The 18,435-nt window shown below is 57.6% G+C and carries 18 protein-coding genes and 2 tRNA genes; 8 read left to right on the top strand and 12 right to left on the bottom strand.

All coding sequences use genetic code 11. The annotated features are described in order from the left end of the window. Positions 1 to 14 precede the first annotated feature (14 nt). The 6 genes from exoR to GAO09_RS25670 form a co-directional block, all read right to left on the bottom strand. The gene (gene exoR / locus GAO09_RS25645; RefSeq protein ID WP_153359124.1) at positions 15 to 809 is read right to left on the bottom strand and encodes an exopolysaccharide production regulator ExoR; all 795 of its coding nucleotides are present in this window, start codon (positions 807 to 809) and stop codon (positions 15 to 17) included. A gap of 3 nt (positions 810 to 812) precedes the next feature. After that, positions 813 to 1,148, bottom strand: a complete 336-nt coding sequence (locus GAO09_RS25650; protein ID WP_153359126.1) for a hypothetical protein — start codon at positions 1,146 to 1,148, stop codon at positions 813 to 815. Positions 1,149 to 1,397: 249 nt separating this feature from the next. Continuing rightward, complete coding sequence (locus GAO09_RS25655; protein WP_153359128.1) at positions 1,398 to 2,681, bottom strand: OmpP1/FadL family transporter; 1,284 nt, start codon at positions 2,679 to 2,681, stop codon at positions 1,398 to 1,400. A gap of 331 nt (positions 2,682 to 3,012) precedes the next feature. Next, a complete protein-coding gene (locus tag GAO09_RS25660; protein ID WP_153359130.1) occupies positions 3,013 to 5,931 on the bottom strand; it encodes a valine--tRNA ligase in 2,919 nt (972 codons plus the stop codon). 133 nt (positions 5,932 to 6,064) lie between these two features. Next, the gene (locus GAO09_RS25665; RefSeq protein WP_153359133.1) at positions 6,065 to 6,952 is read right to left on the bottom strand and encodes a PopZ family protein; all 888 of its coding nucleotides are present in this window, start codon (positions 6,950 to 6,952) and stop codon (positions 6,065 to 6,067) included. A 161-nt stretch (positions 6,953 to 7,113) separates the two neighbouring features. Continuing rightward, complete coding sequence (locus GAO09_RS25670; protein ID WP_153359135.1) at positions 7,114 to 7,761, bottom strand: protein-L-isoaspartate O-methyltransferase family protein; 648 nt, start codon at positions 7,759 to 7,761, stop codon at positions 7,114 to 7,116. Positions 7,762 to 8,016: 255 nt separating this feature from the next. Between GAO09_RS25670 and GAO09_RS25675 the strand changes: the two genes are divergently transcribed. Together GAO09_RS25675 and GAO09_RS25680 are read left to right on the top strand one after the other, a co-directional pair. Beyond that, positions 8,017 to 8,310 carry a hypothetical protein gene (locus GAO09_RS25675; protein WP_153359137.1) on the top strand — a complete coding sequence of 98 codons (294 nt, stop codon included), beginning with the start codon at positions 8,017 to 8,019 and terminating at the stop codon, positions 8,308 to 8,310. Between the two features lie 385 nt (positions 8,311 to 8,695). Further along, positions 8,696 to 8,769, top strand: a tRNA-Cys gene (locus tag GAO09_RS25680). 268 nt (positions 8,770 to 9,037) lie between these two features. Here the strand turns inward: GAO09_RS25680 and GAO09_RS25685 are convergent. Both GAO09_RS25685 and GAO09_RS25690 read right to left on the bottom strand, forming a co-directional pair. Beyond that, the gene (locus GAO09_RS25685) at positions 9,038 to 9,319 is read right to left on the bottom strand and encodes a hypothetical protein (RefSeq protein WP_153359139.1); all 282 of its coding nucleotides are present in this window, start codon (positions 9,317 to 9,319) and stop codon (positions 9,038 to 9,040) included. A 102-nt stretch (positions 9,320 to 9,421) separates the two neighbouring features. Then, a complete protein-coding gene (locus GAO09_RS25690; protein ID WP_153359141.1) occupies positions 9,422 to 9,712 on the bottom strand; it encodes a hypothetical protein in 291 nt (96 codons plus the stop codon). Positions 9,713 to 9,843: 131 nt separating this feature from the next. On the opposite strand from GAO09_RS25690, the gene GAO09_RS25695 reads away from it, so the two are divergent. Continuing rightward, the gene (locus GAO09_RS25695; protein WP_324184761.1) at positions 9,844 to 10,488 is read left to right on the top strand and encodes an exopolysaccharide biosynthesis protein; all 645 of its coding nucleotides are present in this window, start codon (positions 9,844 to 9,846) and stop codon (positions 10,486 to 10,488) included. A 74-nt stretch (positions 10,489 to 10,562) separates the two neighbouring features. On the opposite strand, the gene GAO09_RS25700 is transcribed toward GAO09_RS25695, so the two are convergent. Further along, positions 10,563 to 10,850, bottom strand: a complete 288-nt coding sequence (locus GAO09_RS25700) for a hypothetical protein (protein ID WP_153359146.1) — start codon at positions 10,848 to 10,850, stop codon at positions 10,563 to 10,565. Between the two features lie 146 nt (positions 10,851 to 10,996). Between GAO09_RS25700 and GAO09_RS25705 the strand changes: the two genes are divergently transcribed. After that, positions 10,997 to 11,071, top strand: a tRNA-Asn gene (locus tag GAO09_RS25705). 425 nt (positions 11,072 to 11,496) lie between these two features. Next, entirely contained in the window at positions 11,497 to 12,018 is a 522-nt protein-coding gene (locus GAO09_RS25710; protein ID WP_153359148.1) for a DUF805 domain-containing protein, read from the top strand. Positions 12,019 to 12,107: 89 nt separating this feature from the next. On the opposite strand, the gene GAO09_RS25715 is transcribed toward GAO09_RS25710, so the two are convergent. Beyond that, on the bottom strand, positions 12,108 to 12,344 hold the full coding sequence (locus tag GAO09_RS25715) for a hypothetical protein (protein WP_153359150.1): 237 nt from the start codon (positions 12,342 to 12,344) through the stop codon (positions 12,108 to 12,110). Positions 12,345 to 12,456: 112 nt separating this feature from the next. Further along, positions 12,457 to 12,900, bottom strand: coding sequence for a MarR family winged helix-turn-helix transcriptional regulator (locus GAO09_RS25720; protein ID WP_153359152.1), 444 nt, complete (start codon positions 12,898 to 12,900; stop codon positions 12,457 to 12,459). Between the two features lie 315 nt (positions 12,901 to 13,215). On the opposite strand from GAO09_RS25720, the gene GAO09_RS25725 reads away from it, so the two are divergent. Genes GAO09_RS25725 through GAO09_RS25735 form a run of 3 tightly spaced genes read left to right on the top strand, consistent with a single transcriptional unit; the run spans position 13,216 to position 16,864 of the window. Beyond that, entirely contained in the window at positions 13,216 to 13,761 is a 546-nt protein-coding gene (locus GAO09_RS25725; protein ID WP_153359154.1) for a sorbitol dehydrogenase family protein, read from the top strand. Positions 13,762 to 13,787: 26 nt separating this feature from the next. Next, positions 13,788 to 15,422 (top strand): GMC family oxidoreductase, encoded by a 1,635-nt coding sequence (locus tag GAO09_RS25730; protein ID WP_153359156.1) that lies wholly within the window; start codon positions 13,788 to 13,790, stop codon positions 15,420 to 15,422. Positions 15,423 to 15,424: 2 nt separating this feature from the next. Next, positions 15,425 to 16,864, top strand: a complete 1,440-nt coding sequence (locus GAO09_RS25735) for a cytochrome c (RefSeq protein ID WP_153359159.1) — start codon at positions 15,425 to 15,427, stop codon at positions 16,862 to 16,864. A gap of 98 nt (positions 16,865 to 16,962) precedes the next feature. Here the strand turns inward: GAO09_RS25735 and GAO09_RS25740 are convergent, their stop codons facing one another. Then, positions 16,963 to 18,318 (bottom strand): GGDEF domain-containing response regulator, encoded by a 1,356-nt coding sequence (locus GAO09_RS25740; protein WP_153359161.1) that lies wholly within the window; start codon positions 18,316 to 18,318, stop codon positions 16,963 to 16,965. Between the last annotated feature and the right edge of the window lie 117 nt (positions 18,319 to 18,435).

Consider the following 18,435-nt stretch of genomic DNA (forward strand, 5'->3'; position numbering starts at 1 on the left):
TACCTCTAAGCAGCTCAGTCGCCGCTTCGCTCAAGGCTCTGAGCAAGAGCGACTGCGTTGCGACGATCGTTTTCCGTGGACAGTGAGAAGGCATCTTCCTGCATCTGCTGCATCCACGGGCAATCCTTCTTGTTGCAACGATCGAGCGCTGCCGTCATGAAGGCGAGGCCGCGCAAGGTCTGGCCTTCGTCAAAAAGGATATTGCCGAACACTGCCATGGCTCCGGCATGGCCGCTTTTGCGGGCCTGATTGAGCCATTTTTTGGCCTGCTGGACATCAACCCGGCCGCCCTCACCTGCCAGCATCATGCGGGCAAGCCGGAACTGCGCCTCGGAGACACCGAAGGCGGAAGCGGCCTGGAAATACAGCTGACGTGCCTGAAACAGGTCAGCCTTCACGGGCGTGCCGGGAATACCTTCGCGATAATAACCGGCCAGCGAAAGCAGCGCATTGATAAAGAAACCGGTATCCTCCGAACCCGGCTCCACGCCTTGGCTGGCGATATCACTGTAAATCTTGAAAGCTTCGAAATCGTTCTGCACGACCCCGTCGCCATAGGCATACATGTTGGCAAGCGCCCAGCGCGAACCTGTATGGCCCTTCTCGGCAGCATAACGATAGGCCTCGACGGCGTCCTTCTTCTGACCGTTCTTGTAGGCCTTGAAACCGAACTTGAAGAGGTCGAAGGGGCCGGATTCTTTATTGACGCCGGCGTTCATGTCGAACGCAAATGCCGGAACCGCCGTCGCGGATGCCAGAATGAGCCCGATGAAAAGAGCCCGCAGAGAGCGTATATCAGTCTTCAGCATGGCTCAGACTTCTTCCGCCTCGCAGTTTCCCGGCTGCAGCACGAAGCCGCACCCTGCCGGTAAAGCGGCGGCTGCACCCGAAGCAGGTGCAAAGTCCCATCCCATGCTCATGCCGATACTCCAATACACACTCTGGCCCCTATTTTCGGAATAGCGGCGATCGTGATTGACCGCCACCGTCCCGGGGAGCTGAACCGCTGTTTCATCGGAGGAACAATAATCATGGTTTTCGGCAAGACTGCGACCTTGAGCCGCATTAGCAAGCATGAAAACGCCACCGAGGGTCGCATATCCCTGCGCGCCTTGATTCAATGGCATTTCTTTCGAATAACCGCCCATGTTTCCCCGACTACGAGCCCCGCCCCCGAGGTCCGTGAATTCCGTTGCAACTATCGCTGCTCCTCCTTTGTGGCGGGAAATGGACAAATTCCACCACAAAGATGCTGGCAATGATTGTCGCAAGGAGATGTTGCCAAATCGTCACATTTATTCGGCGAAGTTCCGATTTTTTGTCACAATATGCACACGTACAAAAGGTCCGGTTGGAAACCGGACCTTCTCTGCATTTCAAGTTTATAGAGTCGAAACTTAGAACTTCACTTTAACTGAGCTCGAGATAGCCGCCACGAGATCATTGTCGAAGTCGTAATGCACATCGTTGCCCACTGTTGCTCCGTCGATCGTTACCGTGCCGGATGAACCGCTGGTGAGGAGACCGAGGACGCCCGCAAGCCTGAACTCGACATTCTTGGTCGGAGCGTAGGAGACGCCTGTACCGAGGGTCCAGGTGTCTGTCTGCGTTCCATATCCCTGCGACGTTCCGCGATCCCAGGTCAGGGAAACGGCACCGCTCCACTGCTCATTGAACTTGTGGCCGATACCGCCGCTGACCGTCCAGCCATCGCGGTACCCGAGATCCAGCGATGTCGCGACGATGCCCGGACCACACAAGGTGGGAGCGCCGGGTACGGAGCAACCGAAGGTCACCCGCTGGAGCTGGCTCCAGTCGGTCCACTTGACCGAACCGAAAGCAAGCCAGTCAGGTGCAATACCGGACTGAACCTTCAATTCCAGAGAATCGGGCATCGCCTGAGACCCGAAAACCGGGAGAATGCCGCCATTTGGCAAGGGAAGCGGGACCTGGCTGAGATTTAGCGTACCGGTGATGTCATCAAGCTTCACTTCGCTATTGTAGACGAGGCTTGCCCGCAGAGCGTATTCGGGAATCTCGTAGGCGACGCCGGCACGCCAGCCCCACCCGTCGCCCTCCAGATCAAGACGGCCGATACCATTGCGACCACCAGTCAGGATAGGCGGTATGCCCGTCAAATCCTGAACGAGACGCTCCTTGAAGCCATAGACTTCCTGGTAAAACGCACCGCCAATCAGGCGAAGCTGACCCGGGCCCGCATCGAAACGATAGGAGCAGGTCAGCGCATAGTTACGGCTGTTGACCTTGGTCTCGATATTCTGGTTGGCACCCGCCCAGTTTCGGCCGGGCTTCAGATGCGCCCCCCACGGCTGCGAATAGTCGAACATGCAGTCCGCGTTTTCGACGCCGCCTTTTATGCCCAGGCGTGTAGTCCAGTAGCTTTCACTATCATCCGCCGTGTTGGGAAGTCCATTGAGGTTGCCACCCGGGCGCGCTCCAGGCGGTGCGGCCACCAGGGCCGGATCGTCGACCACATTCTTCAATTCGCGCTGAGGCGCCACATATGTTGTAGCAGCTTCCGCAGCCACCGAAGATGGATCGAAAAGCAGGTCGATATTATAACCGCCCCGTTCAAGCCCGCCCGCAAAAGCAGGCGCCTGTACGGCAAGAAATCCGCCAGCAGCAAGAAAAATTGTTGCAGTCTTTTTGTTAAACGTCATGAGAACCCGCTCCTCCCAGCAAGTGATGGGAATCAGTGTGATGCAGTCCCTGCCAAATAACAACTTTGCGTGACATTCGGAATATCTATGCATACGCCAAAAAATTGACGTGACCTTTTGAGGATAGTACCAATTTGGCGCATATGCGAAATTTCGTTTTAACATACGCCAATAAGTCTAGGCTTTTTAGAATTTTATCACGCAACTAACGGTGTATGTGCCTGTTCAGCAACATCATGGCGTTTTAAATTCATCCCCAGACATAAAAGGGCGCGTTGCTTCGGCAACGCGCCCTTGAGCTTACAAACCCTTCAATTTTAACGAAAAAGAATCAATCGGCCTCGTTCAGCCGCTGCAAAGCCGTCAACAGGCTGGCACGCTGGATCTCCAGCTCAGCTAGCCGCTCGCGCTCGGCCGCCACCACTTCCGGATCGGCATTGGCAACGAATTTTTCGTTCGACAGCTTTCCCTTTGCACGCGCGATGTCCGCGTCCACCTTCGAAAGTGTCTTTTCGATCCGCGCGCGTTCTGCCGCAAAGTCGATCAGACTCCCGAGCGGCAGGCACGCAGTCGCCTCGCCGACCACGACCTGAGCCGCACTCTTCGGCGCCGTACCCGCCAGCGAAATGGCATCGACACGGGCCATGCGGCGGATTGCTGCATCGTGGCGCTGCAGACGTCCCTCTGTCAGTTCGCTGGCACCAACCATGATCAGCGGCGCCGTTGCGGACGGCGGCACGTTCATTTCCGAACGGGCCGAGCGCAGACCGGTGACGAGATCAACCAGCCAGTTGATCTCGGATGCAGCCGCCGCATCGGCAAATTCCGGCGCAGGCCAATCTGTGTGGCACAGAAGGTTGTCACGGCTGTCGGTATGCGCCCACAGTTCTTCCGTCATGAACGGCATGAACGGATGCAGCAGCTTGTAAATCTCTTCGAGAACGTAAGCGGCACAGCCCTGCGCTTCCTTCTTGGCGGCTTCGTCCTCGCCCATGAAGATCGGCTTAAGAAGCTCCAGATACCAGTCGCAGAACTGATTCCAGACGAAACGATAGAGCGAAGACGCTGCCTCATTGAATCGATGCGATTCAATCGCCTCGGTGACGTCACGGATGGTGATGCCAAGTTCTGTCAGAATCCAGCGGTTGACCGTCAGCGTTGTCGCATCCGGAATGAAGTGCGGGTCGCGCTTCACGCCATTCATCTCGGCAAAACGCGTCGCGTTCCACAGCTTGGTGCCAAAGTTGCGGTAACCGGCGATACGGGCCGGATCGAGTTTTACGTCACGCCCCTGCGCCGCCATGATGGCAAGCGTGAAGCGCAGCGCGTCGGCACCGTATTCATCGATCAGTTCAAGCGGATCGATGACGTTGCCCTTCGACTTCGACATCTTCTGGCCGTTCTTGTCGCGAACCAGCGCGTGAACGTAAACCGTGTTGAACGGCTCGACCGCATTGCCCTCTTCATCCTTCATGAAGTGAAGGCCCATCATCATCATGCGGGCAACCCAGAAGAAGATGATGTCGAAACCGGTGACAAGAGTGTTGGTCGGGTAATAACGCGCCAGTTCCTGCGTGTTGTCCGGCCAGCCAAGCGTCGAGAACGGCCACAGAGCCGACGAGAACCAAGTATCGAGAACGTCCTCGTCACGCGTCAGGATCGAACCCGGCTCATAGTTTTCAAGCTTCTCCTGAACCCATGCCTTCCACGGGCCTTCATGGGCCAGGTAATGCTGGACAGCGGCGTCGAGCGCCTCTTCCTCCGATTTTTCGACAAAGCACTGACCATCCGGGCCGTACCAGGCCGGGATCTGATGGCCCCACCAGAGCTGGCGCGAAATGCACCACGGCTCGATGTTCTCCATCCAGTCGAAATAGGTCTTCTCCCAGTTCTTCGGAACGAAGTTGGTGCGGCCTTCGCGAACGGAGGCGATCGCCGGCTCGGCCAGCGTCTTTGCATCGGCAAACCACTGGTCGGTCAGCATCGGCTCGATGACGACGCCGGAGCGATCGCCGAACGGCTGCATGATCTTCTTTTTCTCGACATAAGGAATGTCGTTGCCTTCGGCATCCTTGATCGTGACGGCAAGGCCTTCGGCATTGATCGTTTCGATGATCTTTGCACGGGCAACCATACGGTCGAGACCGCGATATTCTTCCGGAACGAGGTTGATCTCATCGACCTCGGATTCGCTCGGCAACTCACCGGTCTTGGTGATGTCGGCGGCCTTTGCCGCACATTCGGCATAGGTTTCGCCGTCGGTGCGCATCGCGGCAACCGTATCCATCAGGCGATAAAGCGGGATCTTGTTGCGCTTGGCGACCTGATAGTCGTTGAAATCATGCGCACCGGTGATTTTTACCGCACCCGAGCCAAAATCCTTTTCCGGATATTCGTCGGTGATGATCGGGATCAGGCGGCGATGTTCCTTCGGTCCAACCGGAATTTCGCACAGCTTGCCAACGATCGGCGCATAACGCTCGTCGGACGGATGAACGGCAACGGCGCCGTCACCCAGCATGGTTTCCGGGCGGGTTGTGGCGATCGAGATATAGTCGCGTTCTTCGGACAGCGTGACGTTTCCGTCCGCATCCTTCTCGACATAGGTATAGGTTTCGCCGCCGGCCAGCGGGTACTTGAAGTGCCACATATGGCCGTCGACTTCCTTGCTCTCGACTTCGAGATCGGAAATCGCCGTTTCAAACTTCGGATCCCAGTTGACCAGTCGCTTGCCGCGATAGATCAGGCCCTGCTTGTAGAGCGTGACAAAAACCTCGAGAACGGCCTTGGAAAGCCCCTCGTCCATCGTAAACCGTTCGCGCGACCAGTCACAGGAAGCGCCAAGACGCTTCAGCTGGTTGAAGATCAGGCCGCCCGATTCTTCCTTCCACTCCCAGACTTTTTCGATGAACGCCTCGCGGCCAAGGTCACGGCGCGTAACATTGCTGCCATTTTCGGCCAGCTTGCGCTCGACAACCATCTGCGTGGCGATACCGGCATGGTCCATGCCGGGCTGCCAAAGCACGTCCTTGCCGCGCATGCGCTCGAAGCGGACCATGATGTCCTGCAGCGTGTTGTTGAGCGCGTGGCCCATGTGCAGCGAACCGGTGACGTTCGGCGGCGGGATAACGATGGTGAAGGTTTCCGCACCCGGCTTGGCATTGGCGCCGGCACGAAAAGCGTTGGCTTCGTCCCATGCGGATGCGATTTTCGGTTCGACGGCGGCGGAATCAAAGGTCTTATCGAGCATTTCCTGACCCGTTTTTCTTTTATGAATGAGATGGTGGGTTGTTACGTATGTGGGGCGGGTGAAGTCAATAAAAAAGCCGCCCCGTCGCCGGAGCGGCCATATTCAATGACGTACAACAGCGATCAGCGACCGATTAACGGCGTGGACCGCGTGCCACGCGCTCGATTTCCTCACGCACGAGACGCTCGACGAGCGTCGGAAGATTGTCGTCCAGCCATTCCTGCAGCATCGGGCGCAGCATGTCCTGCGCGATCTCCTCGACCGACTGCTGGTTGAAGCCATCGAGCATATCCGCCAGTTCGCCGAACGAGCGGGCAACCTGCGCGCCGGCTTCGGCGGACATCAGGTTGGCGGCGGCTTCGATCTTGGCTGGCAGGCTTTCGGCTTTCGGCTCCGCCATAGGTAAATCAGAATTCATTTCAGGCTCTTCAGCAACGGGGGCAAGCTCAAAGGTCGTCGCCTCCGCCGGGCGTGGCTCAACGGATTTCTCGACGATACGCGCCATTCGCTCGGGCTCGGCGGGCGCATCATCTGGAATGAACCCGGCAACGCCGAGTTCTGGAATCGGCGGAAGAACCGGCCGTGGCAACGGTCTCGGCTGCGATGAAACAACCGGCTGAGGAGCCTGTTCGGCAGATTTTTCAGCGTCCCTCGGTGTGTCTGACGGCACTTCAGGTGTCCGGCCCGAGGCCGCGCGAACGCGGGCAGCCACGTCGGCCAGCGACAAAGCTCGCTCCGGCACCGCGGTTGCGGCAGAAGGCTGGGTAGAAAAATCATAGGCCTGATGCGCAGGCTTTTCGGCAACATCGTCGCGCACCGGCACGCCCGGATCGTTCGCGGCCATTTCAGGCACGAACGTGTTGTCGCCAACATCTTCCGATGCACGATCCTCGTCGCTGTAATCGGAAAAATCACCACGCGCGGCACCATCAGCCACAGGCTCGTTGCTTTCGATAATCCGGCGAATGGACGCCAGGATCTCTTCCATGGAGGGTTCACGCGCTACGCTTGGCTGAGCCATACTCTTCCCCGATCTGACGGTTCATGGATCCGGAGCCTCAAGGATACGCGAGGACGAATCACCGGCATTTTAACGGAAAAGCCCGCCTCGAAACAATCGAAGGCGGGCCAGTCATGCTGCGCATGCACAGATTTGTTCGGCGCGTTCACACCGATACTTGATCAGAAAACGAACTCTTTGGTCTTCAGGAAACCTGGCAAAGGACGGATCGAGGAGTTGAACTGCGGGGTCGCCGAAACGCCGCCGCTTTCCTTGGTGAACAAAGTCGCGAATGCCGAATTGCCATGGCCGACAACAGCAATCAGTCGACCACCATCGCGCAGCTGGTCGAACAATGCAGCCGGAACCTCTTCGACAGCGCCGCTGATGAAGATTATATCATAAGGGCTTTCGGCATAATGGCCTTTCGCCATGTCGCCGGTGACCGCAACCACATTGCCATAACCGGCAAGCGAGGCCTTGGCCTGCTCCACCAGCGCTTCCTCGCCATCGATGGTGACCACAGCGCCGGCCAGATGCGAAAGCAGGGCCGCCGTGTAGCCGGTGCAACAGCCGATCTCGAGCACGGCATCCTCGCGCGTGACCGCTGCCATCTGCAAAAGCTTTGCAAGCGGCGAAGCGGCCAGCACATAGCGGCCCGGCGTCACTTCGATATCGTTGTCGATATAGGCGATCGGCTTGACGGCATCCGGCACGAAGGCTTCACGCGGAACGGCAAGAAACGCCTTCAGAACCGAGTGGGACGTCACATCGGTCGTACGGATCTGGTTATCCACCATGGTGATCCGTGCTTTTTCGTAATCGGTCATGCTTCTGCGCCTCTTAAAAGCGGTCCAACTGCCCCCGTATTACTGAGGGCGCTATCCGCTTTCAAGCCATCGCTTGAGTCCGAGGGAAAAAACACATTCGGCCGGCCTTCTTTCGGAGCTCCACCTTTCAATCACGGCTCAAATCCCAGGAACTGAAGAACCAGCCAGACTGCGGCCATTAACGTAAAATTCACTATGCGCTGGACCTTTGCGACAGCTTATGGCGATAGAGTGTCACGTCTTCAGGAGATAGAAATGCCCGACACCGTCACCGCTCACCAAAGTATAGACAATGTAACGTCACCCAGAAAATTCTGGTCCGTTCGCGACGACGGCGCACCCGTCAAGTTTGTGGACATGATCACCGAATGTCGCCACCACAATACTGTCGCTTACATCTCGCTCGGATCGGCCATCATCGATCTCGATGGCTCACCGACAGTGGAAGTGGCTGCCCGGCTCAGGTTCGATCGGAAAACAGCAATAAACCTGCACACAATGCTCGGAACGATGATCGCTGAAATGATGCGGAACGATGAAAAACCGTGATTTCTGACATCACGGACCATCCGCGAACTTTGAATTACTGCTGCAGATTGCCTCATCAATCCCACGCTTGAACGGTCAAAGACAGATCTTTGGTGCGCGCGAGCGTGGCGACCATAATGTCGAGAGATCAAAACACAGATATATCGCCCTGATCACGCCATCTTTCTCTCAACGGGCCTGCATCATTTCGGAACAGGCATTTCTCCACGTCGCGGTGACAGTAGTTACAGATTGTCCGACCATGGGAATCTGAGCGTTTCAGAATGTGAGCAGATACGGAACGGGCATCACCATGAAAAAAGGATGCAGGTTCAGAATGAAGGGGCTTGCGTGCCCCATAGATTCGTTCTAAACGCCCCTCACCGCACGCTTTTATCTACCGGATGGCCTCGTGGCGGAGTGGTGACGCAGAGGACTGCAAATCCTTGCACCCGAGTTCGATTCTCGGCGAGGCCTCCATCTTCTTATCTTTTATAGTCAGTTGAAAGACCTGAATATTTTCAGGCGTTGCATTCGGAGCGGCGTAAGCGCCGCCTCAAGAGCAGCAGCTGCGCCATTTCCCGCCTTTATTTAGACCTTTGACAGTCTGGACTTATGCCCGCCCCTCTGTCAAAAGCGCCACAGAACGCGACTGCCGTTAGCTTTAGAACGGGGTCGGGTGACCGATTGACGTCACGTCGCTGCCGCGAGATCACGCAGGCCGTTCTGCAATCCCTCTCTGTTCAGATCAGGCCGGCCAGTAATTGTCCGAGGTAAAATCGGTTGGGATTTTCACAAACCGTGCAATCGCCTGAGCCGCATATTCGATCTGCATACGCAGATAGCGAATCTCCACGGGCATCGGCGCGCCCGTCGCCAACTCCCTCACACGCCAGGCATCATAACCACTTGCGTTGATCCGGCGCTCCGCCTCCTTGCGCACGTCCTGTGCGGTTGGCGCGGCTGATCGCGTTGTTTCGTCCGAGCCCCTGTTTTTCCGGCCGCCTTCGATCACTGTCAGTTTCACCATGTCTGCCGCCTTTCACGCTCGACACCCTGATGAAAAACAAGTTTGCGCCCGCTTCCTTGCGCGTTTCTGACCGGCGGACTATCGAAAACCATCGAGGAAAAATCACAGGAAACCGCTGCGCTGGCGCAGAACAATCAAATCTGCTAAAATAACCGTGTGTTGGAGAGCTGAGGAGATCTCCAACACCGCTTCGCACCCCGCGGAGCGTGCAACGCAAGAGGTGGATTTGCGGCGGATCAATGCCCAACAACCTCGATAACGTAAATTTGTCATGCGGTAAGAGGAGAAACCGTCATGCAATATTTTGAATTTGTCACAACCATAAACCCGTTTGTACTGGGCGTGCTCGCCCTGGTTATCTGCGTGGGCATGTACGATCACTTTGTTGCGCATAAATAAGACTTGCAGCCGAAATGTCGTCGGCTAACGATCACGACGGTTCGCTGATTGGCGAACCGTGAGGTCTGTTTTCGCGTCGCAACAAAGCTGCTAGACAATCACACCGCATCAACACGGAGGTGAATGTGCAGCAGTCGGTCGAATTTGAAGATACCTCGCGCTCCCTGACGGAGACATTGCAGGCGCTTGTCAGCGGCATACGTGGTCAATCGATCACCCTGCGTGAACTGATGGATGCCGTCGGCGAACAGGGGCTGCTTCTGCTTTGCGCGATCGCTTCCCTGCCCTTCCTCATTCCCGTTTCCATTCCGGGTGTCAGTACCGTCTTCGGCGCAGCGATCATCCTTGTCGGTGTCGCGGTCTGCCTGAACAGGCTGCCTTGGCTGCCAAAACGTATTCTCGACCGCAAACTCGACACCGCAAAACTGGTACCCGCCCTTGAGCGCGGCATCGGCATCGTCGGCAAGTTCGACCGCTACGTGAAGCCGCGCATGATGCAATTGACCGGCAGCGCCGTCGCCAATCGCATCAATGCGCTGGCGATTACGGTTGGCGGCATTCTTTTGATGTTCCCGCTCGGCCTCATTCCGTTTTCAAACACACTGCCGGCGGTCGCCATCCTGCTTCTGGCCATCGGCATGATCCAACGCGACGGATTAATCGTGCTCGGCGGCTATGCGTTTCTGATCGGCACGAAAGTCTATTTTGCCGCCCTCGCTTATGCCGCCTTCAGCGCCGGTCAGGGCCTGATGTCGATATTCAGCTCCTGATCGAACCCCAGCGACAGAATCACCTAAATCAGAAAGCCCGCGAAAATTTCAGCAATTTTCGCGGGCTTTTGCGTTTATCGGGTATCGCGAGGGCGTCGCCTCGCCCACCAGACAGCGATTCTGCGTCGCCTGCGACGCACGAATGCCAGGTCGACAGAGAGGACGAGAAGACCAAGCGGAACCATCCAGAAGCCAAGAATAGGCAAAAAACCGAGGCAGCCGCCGATCACCAATAGAACCCCGAGCGTGACGCGACCGATACGGCTGCGCGGCATGGGAATGCGAAAACGCCCCAGCATCAGCTTTCCATCCCGGGGATCGATCCCGAAACCAGAGCTTCTTTCCTCATGTGCCGCTGTCATCTGGCCTCCATTTCTGCAGTTATTCACAGGCGGAAGTGGGAAGCCGCGGTGGATAAAACAAGTTCTGTCATTTTTTTGAAAAAACCGCTTGGCAAATCGTCCAAGCCTTTGTATTACCCCGCTCAACGCCGCGGCGACGCGGTTTTTCCCTGGTAGCTCAGCGGTAGAGCATTCGACTGTTAATCGACAGGTCGCCGGTTCGAATCCGGCCCGGGGAGCCAAATTCTAAGGGGTTCGCTTTTATTAGCGGACCCCTTTCTCATTTGAAGCAACGACTTAGCGCCTCGATCCTTGATCGCCGCGCCTAAAGAGCTTCAGAGCGCTTTGCTCCATCCCGACTGCCACACTGCCTTCGCACAACCATCCTGCTGATATCATCAACAGCTTGATAAACGCCGTGAATCCCCGTTGCGCACCCGCAGATTTTGGCGATTGCAGTTCACCAAAACACAACCAATGCACCAACATCATCCATCTGGGGGGCGGATCAGGTCGTCAGACAAGTGGCTGAACCAGCCATGATACGGTTATGGCGAGAAGATCTGTGGGGCAGACTGACGAACGCTGACACGTTCCCACTCCGCACGCCCCTCCTTTGGCCGCATGAACAGGGCTCAAGTGACAGAGCAAGACGGAAAGGTTGATGATGGGAAGTTTTTCTATTTGGCACTGGCTGATCATCTTGATCCTGCTTTTCGTGCCGCTGATTTTCGTGCTGCAGAGCCCACCGCCGGGAGCCAACCGTTTCGGTTCTCCGCCAAAGGCAATGAGCTTCGGCGAAGCCATCGCCAGCTTCTTCCGCAACTATGTGAACTTTTCGGATCGCGCCAGCCGTTCGGAATTCTGGTACGCAACCTTGTTCAATGTCATCGTCCACTTCGTCCTGGGATTTGTCGATCCGTCGGAGGTCGTCTCGTCGATATGGGGACTTGCCACATTCTTTCCATCGATCGCTATCGCCGCACGCCGTCTGCATGACATCAATCGAAGCGGTTGGTACCAACTTCTGTCATGCTTGTTTCCGATCGGCACGATCGCGTGGATAGTCTGGGCGTGCCAAAAGCCAAGCGACGCTGACACATCGATCCGGCACTCCGACCCAACCCCACCCGCACCGCCGACCCGCAATGGCGCGAGCGGCAGCAGGACATTCGGACAATTGCGCTGAAGAAATCGGCAGAAGGCAGGGCGGCGCCATTTTCCCGCTTCCACGGCCTTATCGTGACGGATATGGTTTTGAGAATGCCGTGCTGCCTATCAGGTGATCTGCATGAGAAGAGATTTGATCTTTTCCGACTCCGGCAATTCCGGTGCATGTTCGAGTTTCGTGCGCGCCCGATATTTCGTGTCGGATGCGTACCAATCGATCAGGCCGGAAGCCACGTCGAGCGCTGCGGCGTCCGTTTTATCGACGCCGTTCTCTTCGCACCAGGCGGTGTGAAACCGGTCGATCTCTTCCAGGTCATCGGAAGATAAGACGGTTGTCGATCCCATGGTCGAAATCATAGCTGGTCCCTGCGCGCTCACGCATCTCATTAAAAGTGTTCGCGCATAACGATTTCATGTGGACTTTGTTCCAGAACGGGGCAACGGACGCCCCGCGCCCTCACCCTTTGCTGTCCAGAATCGCGCTGAACACCTTCATGTCCTCCAGAAAATTCTGGAAACGTTCCTTGCCCATCGTCTCATAAATCCGGCTTCTGGCCTTCAGCGCCGCATCATGCACCGTCTGCAGCACCAACTCGCCTTCCGGCGTAATGTAGAGCATGCGTGCACGACGGTCGTTGCGGTCTACCTCCCGGCGTATCAGACCATCCCGCTCGAGAATTTCCACGCATTTCGTCACGGATGAGCGGTCGAGCGCGATGCGCTCGCCCAGCGCATTCTGCTGGATGCCCGGCTCGATATAGGTGAAGGCGAGCGCGCTGTACTGGGTCGGGGAAAATCCGTGCTCGGCCGCCTGCTCGGTAAACAGCGCCAGTGCCACCTGCTGGCAACGGCGCAGCAGGATTCCGTGGGTATTCAACATATGGTCGGCGGTTACGATCACAGAAATCCTCTCCCATGCGACAGATTGACATAGGTCAATTGGTGGCGTAACTGATCATCAGCTATCCAACTATTTGGCGCGGTGGAGGACTGCGCTGTCTCGCGACAGCGTCAGTGGGTCCGCTCGCGCCTTTTTTCGTGACTTTCGCATGCCCGAGATCCGTCAGCAATTTGCAGCTTCCAGACGCCAGGCGCTCCGCGCCACGGTGAAGGGCGCGACATTGCCCGACATTGCGCGGCGATGCAACGCGCCGGCCACGCCGGAAACCCGTTTCCCGTGGGCTAAAGGCTCACTTTCTTCATGGTCAGGACAGAGATGACGAGACAGTCGAACGATCCAAACGGCAAGCTGGTGATGTCGCGCCGCGGCATGCTGCTCAGCGGCGCCACCCTTCTTGCCGGCACCCTTGCGGCGTCGCTCTGTCCGACCATATCGCTGGCAGCCGTCGATACGGGTGCACAGAGCCGTTTCATGCAGCTTTCCAGCCTTCTGATCAATCACCAGCTCAACCCCGATGTCGGCGCGCGTATCGCCGAAACGGCAACCGGTGAGTACAAGAATTTTGCCGGCATGCTGGATGCCATCATCGCCATTGCCGAACAGAAACAGGCAAAGACGGTCGAGGACTTCTTTGGCGATATCCCGGAAGGTGAGCTTAGGGACTTTGCCCACTGGGTGATCTTCGCCTGGTACAGTGGCTGCTCCTCGGAAAAACGTAACGCCAAGGTGTTCACCTACGAAGAAGCGCTGACCTTCAAGACCACCAGCGACATCCTCACCATCCCCTCCTACGGCATTTCCGGCCCCAACCTCTGGACCCGGCCCAATCTGCCGCTCTCGGCCCCGATGCCGACTTTCTGACGACCCCACGAAGAAGAAGTTTTCCCATGGTTACCAAGACAAGTGCCGACGTCGTTATCGTCGGAACGGGCGTCGTCGGCGTCGTGATCGCCGAACAGATGCTCGATGCAGGCCATTCCGTCCTTATGATCGAGGCCGGCCCGCGTGTTTCCCGCGCCGAAGTGGTCGAGAACTGGCGCAATTCGCCACTCGGCGTCAAGGGCGACACCTCCGTCGCCTATCCGTCGCGCCCCTGGGCGCCGCATCCGATGGGTGGTGAAAAGCCCGAGGACGCTTATCTGCAATTCAGCGGACCCGATGCCTATGACCAGACCTTCATCCGCTACGCAGGTGGCTCGACGTGGCACTGGGCCGGCACGTCCTGGCGCCTGACGCCCGAAGATATGCGCATCAACTCGCTTTATGGCGTCGGCCGCGACTGGGCATTCGATTACGAGACGCTGGAACCCTACTACGTCCGGACCGAACACAAGCTCGGCATCTGCGGCCCCGCAGATCGCACGCAGCAATGGCCACAGACCGGAACCCGCTCCGCCCCCTACCCGATGCCGGCCCTGCCGTTCTCGCCGGGCGAAGTGAAGTTTACTGAAGTCGTGAAAACGCTCGGTTACAACAACATCCCGGTCGCGCAGGCGCGCAACAGCGGCATGCCTTATGATGGCCGCCCGGCCTGTTGCGGCAACAACAACTGCGTGCCCGTCTGTCCCGTCGCCGCCAAATATGATGCTGAAACCGCGCTGCATCGCCTGGAAAAGAAGGGCGCCACACTGCTCGTCGATTCGGTCGTCTACAAGGTGGAGACATCAGCCCAGAACAAGATCGAGGCGGTGCATTTCTACGACCAGCACAAGCAGTCGCACCGCATCAGCGGCAAGCTGTTCGTGCTCGCCTGCAACGGTCTCGAAAATCCGAAACTGCTCTTGATGTCGACCGACGACCGCAACCCGAACGGGATTGCCAACTCGTCCGATCAGGTCGGCCGCAACATGATGGATCACCCGGCCCGCTCGTTCACGGTCACCACCAAGGAGCCGTTCTGGTCGGGCATCGGCCCGGTCGTCAATTCCGGCATCATGGAAACCTCACAAGGCTCGTTCCGCTCGGAACATGCCGGCGCCTATTTCCGCTACAACAATTTTGCCCGTAACCGCTTCGTCACCTTCGCGGCCCTGAAAAAGGGTCTCGTCGGCAAGGCGCTGGACGAGGAAATCCGCCGCATGACCGCCTGCACGGCCGATATCGTCGCCGCGCACGAAATTCTGGCAGACCCGAACAACCGCCTCACGCTGTCGGACAAGAAGGACTGGCTCGGGCTGCCGAAACCATCGATCCACTATGATGTCGGCGATTACGTACGCAAGTGCTGGGAGGTCTATTCCCAGCCGATCGGCAAGCAGATTGCCGAGGCGATGGGTGCGACCGACATCAAGATCAGCCCGAAATTCAACAACAGCAAGCACATCATGGGCGGAACCATCATGGGCAAGGACGCTTCCAACTCGGTCGTCGACGTCGACTGCCGTGCGCATGACCATGAAAACCTGTTCATCCCGGGCGGCGGCGCAATGGCGGCTGGCGCCTGCGGCAACAGCACCATCACCATGGTCGCCCTCGCCCTCAAGGCCGGCGACGCGATGGTCGACCAGATGCGGGGCGCATGATCATGAAAAGCGTAAAAATTTTCGCACTTGCGGCACCGCTGGCATTTGCTGCCCTCGCTCCGGCATCGGCTCAGGAAACCAAAGGTCAGTTTTCCAAGGAACTGATCGAGAAGGGTCGTTATCTGGCGACCGCTTCCGACTGCGTCGCCTGCCACACCAACCATGCCGGCGGCAAACCGATGGCGGGCGGCCTGCCGATGTCGTCGCCGGTCGGCACGATCATCTCCACCAATATCACCCCGTCGAAGGAATTCGGCATCGGCAACTATACCGAAGCGCAGTTCGCCGATGCGGTACGCAAGGGTATTCGTGGCGATGGCGCCAACCTTTACCCGGCCATGCCCTATGTGTCCTATTCCAACATGACGGATGAGGACATTCACGCGCTCTACGCCTATTTCACGCAGGGCGTTCAGCCAGTGGAGGAAAAGGCGCCGGAAACCAGCCTCCCCTTCCCCATGAACATCCGCGCCTCGATGATGGGCTGGAACATGCTGTTCCGTCCGAACGAGACGCACAAGGACGATCCGGCACAATCGGCCGAGTGGAACCGCGGCAAATATCTGGCCGAAGGCGCTGCCCACTGCAGCACCTGCCATACGCCGCGCGGCGTCTTCATGCAGGAGCAGAAGGACCTGAACCTCACCGGCGGCCAGATCGGCCCATGGTTCGCGCCTGACATCACCAATGACAAGGTGCATGGCATCGGCTCATGGACGCAGGAAGACCTGGTCACCTATCTGAAGACCGGACGGCTCGATCATCGTGCACAGGCGGCCGGCAGCATGGCGGAAGCCATCAGCTACTCGTTCCAGCACCTGACGGATACGGACCTGAACGCGATCGCCACCTATGTCCGCAGCATCCCCAACCCGAGCGCTTCGAAGGCATCTGCCCCGACACGTTTCGATCAGGGCAAGGCCGGCAACGACCTGTCCGGTTTCCGTGGCAAGGATTACGCTGACGGCATCAAGGCCGACCACGCCGGTTCGGCACTCTACACCGCCAACTGCGCCTCCTGCCACGGATACAACGCGCAAGGGACTGCTGACGGTTATTACCCGAGCCTGTTCCACAACGCAGCGACGGCCGGCGACAATGCGACGAATGTCATCGCCGCCATTCTGTATGGCGTCGACCGGCACACAAAGGACGGCCATGTCTTCATGCCGCCTTTCGGCGATCAGCCGAACACGGTCAACGCGCTCACCAATGTCGAGGTGGCATCACTGTCGAACTATATCCTAAAGGATTACGGCAATGCCAAGCTCGCGGTGACGCCGGAGGATGTGCAGTTGATCCGCGACGGCGGCCCAAGCTCGCAGCTGGTGCTGTTCGCGCGCATCGGCATGGGCGTGGGCGCCGCTGCCGCCCTGATCGTTCTGTGTGCCGCCGTCTGGCTCTTCCGTCGCAAGCGCTCACAAACGCAAACCGCCGCGTAATAGCGGCGGCACTGCCGTCAAAGAAAAAAGCCTCCCGTCGAAAGATCGGGAGGCTTTTTTTGTATTTACAGCACGTCGCAGCCGATCTGTTTCATGCTCTAGAAAAGCTCGGCAACGGCCGACGCATTGGCCGCGACCATGGCCTCCGGCAGTGTCAGCGTCGAGTAGACACGGTTTCTGCCGTTGCTCTTGGCCAGGTAAAGTAGCTGGTCGGCAGCGTTGAGATTGTTGTCGAAACTTTCGCCTGTCTCGGTCTCGACCACGCCGATAGAGACGGTGACGGAAATCTCGTGCTTGTTGACCTCCATCACCAGTTCCTCGATCTGCTGGCGAATGCGCTCGCAGAAGGAATGCGCCTGGAAGGCGTCGGTATTGCGCAGATAAAGCGCGAATTCCTCACCACCCAACCGGGCGGTAAAATGTTTTGCCGGCGCACAGGTCTCGGCCAGCGTATCGGCCACCATCTTCAGCACCCGATCGCCCGCTTCGTGGCCATAGGTGTCGTTGATCTTCTTGAAGTGATCGATATCCAGAATGGCAACGCTGCTGCAATGATCAGGCGCTCTTGCATCTTCCATCTGCCGCGTTTTTTCGAAAAAGCAGCGGCGATTGGCAAGCCCGGTCAGATAGTCGCGATCGGCAAGGTAACGCAGCCGCTGGATCTGCTTCAGCGTCTCGATATTGTTGTCGATGCGGCACTGCAACTCTTCGGGCACGAACGGTCGGTAGATGAAATCGCAGGCACCAGCCTTCAGGAAGCTCGCTGAAAGCCAGCGGTCGGTCGAGGACGACACGCCGACGATCCGCATTTCCTCCGAAGAACGCGTCTCGCGGATGCGCCGGGTCAGTTCATAACCGTCCATATCGGGCATGTGGTAATCCGTCACGACCAGATCGATCTTTTCCTCGACCTCCAGGATCTCCAGCGCCTGTTTGCCTGAGAGCGCCTCGAGAACCCGGAAATTCTGACGTGTCAGGATCTCCACAAGGCCGGATCTCGCAGAACGCGCATCATCGACGACCAGGATCGTGAAGGCACTGTTGGACAGGATACGTGCCACAGTCTGAATGACGGTCTCGATCGTCCGCGGACCATCCTTGACGATATAATCGATGATCTTTTTCTGAGCGTAACGCTCACGCGCCTCCGGGTCGAAGATCGCCGTGAAAACGATCGTCGGCACACTGAAGTCGCCAAGCAGCCCCAGGATCTCGCCGCGCGGCGAATCCGGTAGGTTGAGGCCCGTCAGAGCCAGCGTGAACTGCTCGCTTTCCAGACAGGCACGCGCAGCAGCGTGGCTGTTACAGCAAACAACTTCGGCTCCGGTCTCTTCTTCCATCCGCTGCCGAAGCAGCATCGTCATGGCCGGAGAATCTTCGATAAGCAAAATACGATTATGCTGGTCTTTTGTTGTCACGGCGTTTGCACGACGCGAGTCTTTTCTGGCTGCCATCAACCCCACCGCAATAACAGTCACCCCAATCCCGCACGTTTGTAGAGGGCAACGTATTACCAACCGATTATAGTGGAAGTAAAATTGCGAGCGTAAAGAACATTTTAGAGCAAAAGC

The organism is Endobacterium cereale (assembly GCF_009617585.1).
GTDB classification, from domain to species: domain Bacteria; phylum Pseudomonadota; class Alphaproteobacteria; order Rhizobiales; family Rhizobiaceae; genus Neorhizobium; species Neorhizobium cereale.

Bases quoted from the DNA above. Each gene is read 5' to 3' on its own strand.
- exoR (WP_153359124.1), bottom strand. From the start codon at position 809: ATGCTGAAGACTGATATACGCTCTCTGCGGGCTCTTTTCATCGGGCTC.
- GAO09_RS25650 (WP_153359126.1), bottom strand. From the start codon at position 1,148: ATGGGCGGTTATTCGAAAGAAATGCCATTGAATCAAGGCGCGCAGGGA.
- GAO09_RS25655 (WP_153359128.1), bottom strand. From the start codon at position 2,681: ATGACGTTTAACAAAAAGACTGCAACAATTTTTCTTGCTGCTGGCGGA.
- GAO09_RS25660 (WP_153359130.1), bottom strand. From the start codon at position 5,931: ATGCTCGATAAGACCTTTGATTCCGCCGCCGTCGAACCGAAAATCGCA.
- GAO09_RS25665 (WP_153359133.1), bottom strand. From the start codon at position 6,952: ATGGCTCAGCCAAGCGTAGCGCGTGAACCCTCCATGGAAGAGATCCTG.
- GAO09_RS25670 (WP_153359135.1), bottom strand. From the start codon at position 7,761: ATGACCGATTACGAAAAAGCACGGATCACCATGGTGGATAACCAGATC.
- GAO09_RS25675 (WP_153359137.1), top strand. From the start codon at position 8,017: ATGCCCGACACCGTCACCGCTCACCAAAGTATAGACAATGTAACGTCA.
- GAO09_RS25685 (WP_153359139.1), bottom strand. From the start codon at position 9,319: ATGGTGAAACTGACAGTGATCGAAGGCGGCCGGAAAAACAGGGGCTCG.
- GAO09_RS25690 (WP_153359141.1), bottom strand. From the start codon at position 9,712: ATGCGCAACAAAGTGATCGTACATGCCCACGCAGATAACCAGGGCGAG.
- GAO09_RS25700 (WP_153359146.1), bottom strand. From the start codon at position 10,850: ATGACAGCGGCACATGAGGAAAGAAGCTCTGGTTTCGGGATCGATCCC.
- GAO09_RS25710 (WP_153359148.1), top strand. From the start codon at position 11,497: ATGGGAAGTTTTTCTATTTGGCACTGGCTGATCATCTTGATCCTGCTT.
- GAO09_RS25715 (WP_153359150.1), bottom strand. From the start codon at position 12,344: ATGGGATCGACAACCGTCTTATCTTCCGATGACCTGGAAGAGATCGAC.
- GAO09_RS25725 (WP_153359154.1), top strand. From the start codon at position 13,216: ATGACGAGACAGTCGAACGATCCAAACGGCAAGCTGGTGATGTCGCGC.
- GAO09_RS25730 (WP_153359156.1), top strand. From the start codon at position 13,788: ATGGTTACCAAGACAAGTGCCGACGTCGTTATCGTCGGAACGGGCGTC.
- GAO09_RS25735 (WP_153359159.1), top strand. From the start codon at position 15,425: ATGAAAAGCGTAAAAATTTTCGCACTTGCGGCACCGCTGGCATTTGCT.
- GAO09_RS25740 (WP_153359161.1), bottom strand. From the start codon at position 18,318: ATGGCAGCCAGAAAAGACTCGCGTCGTGCAAACGCCGTGACAACAAAA.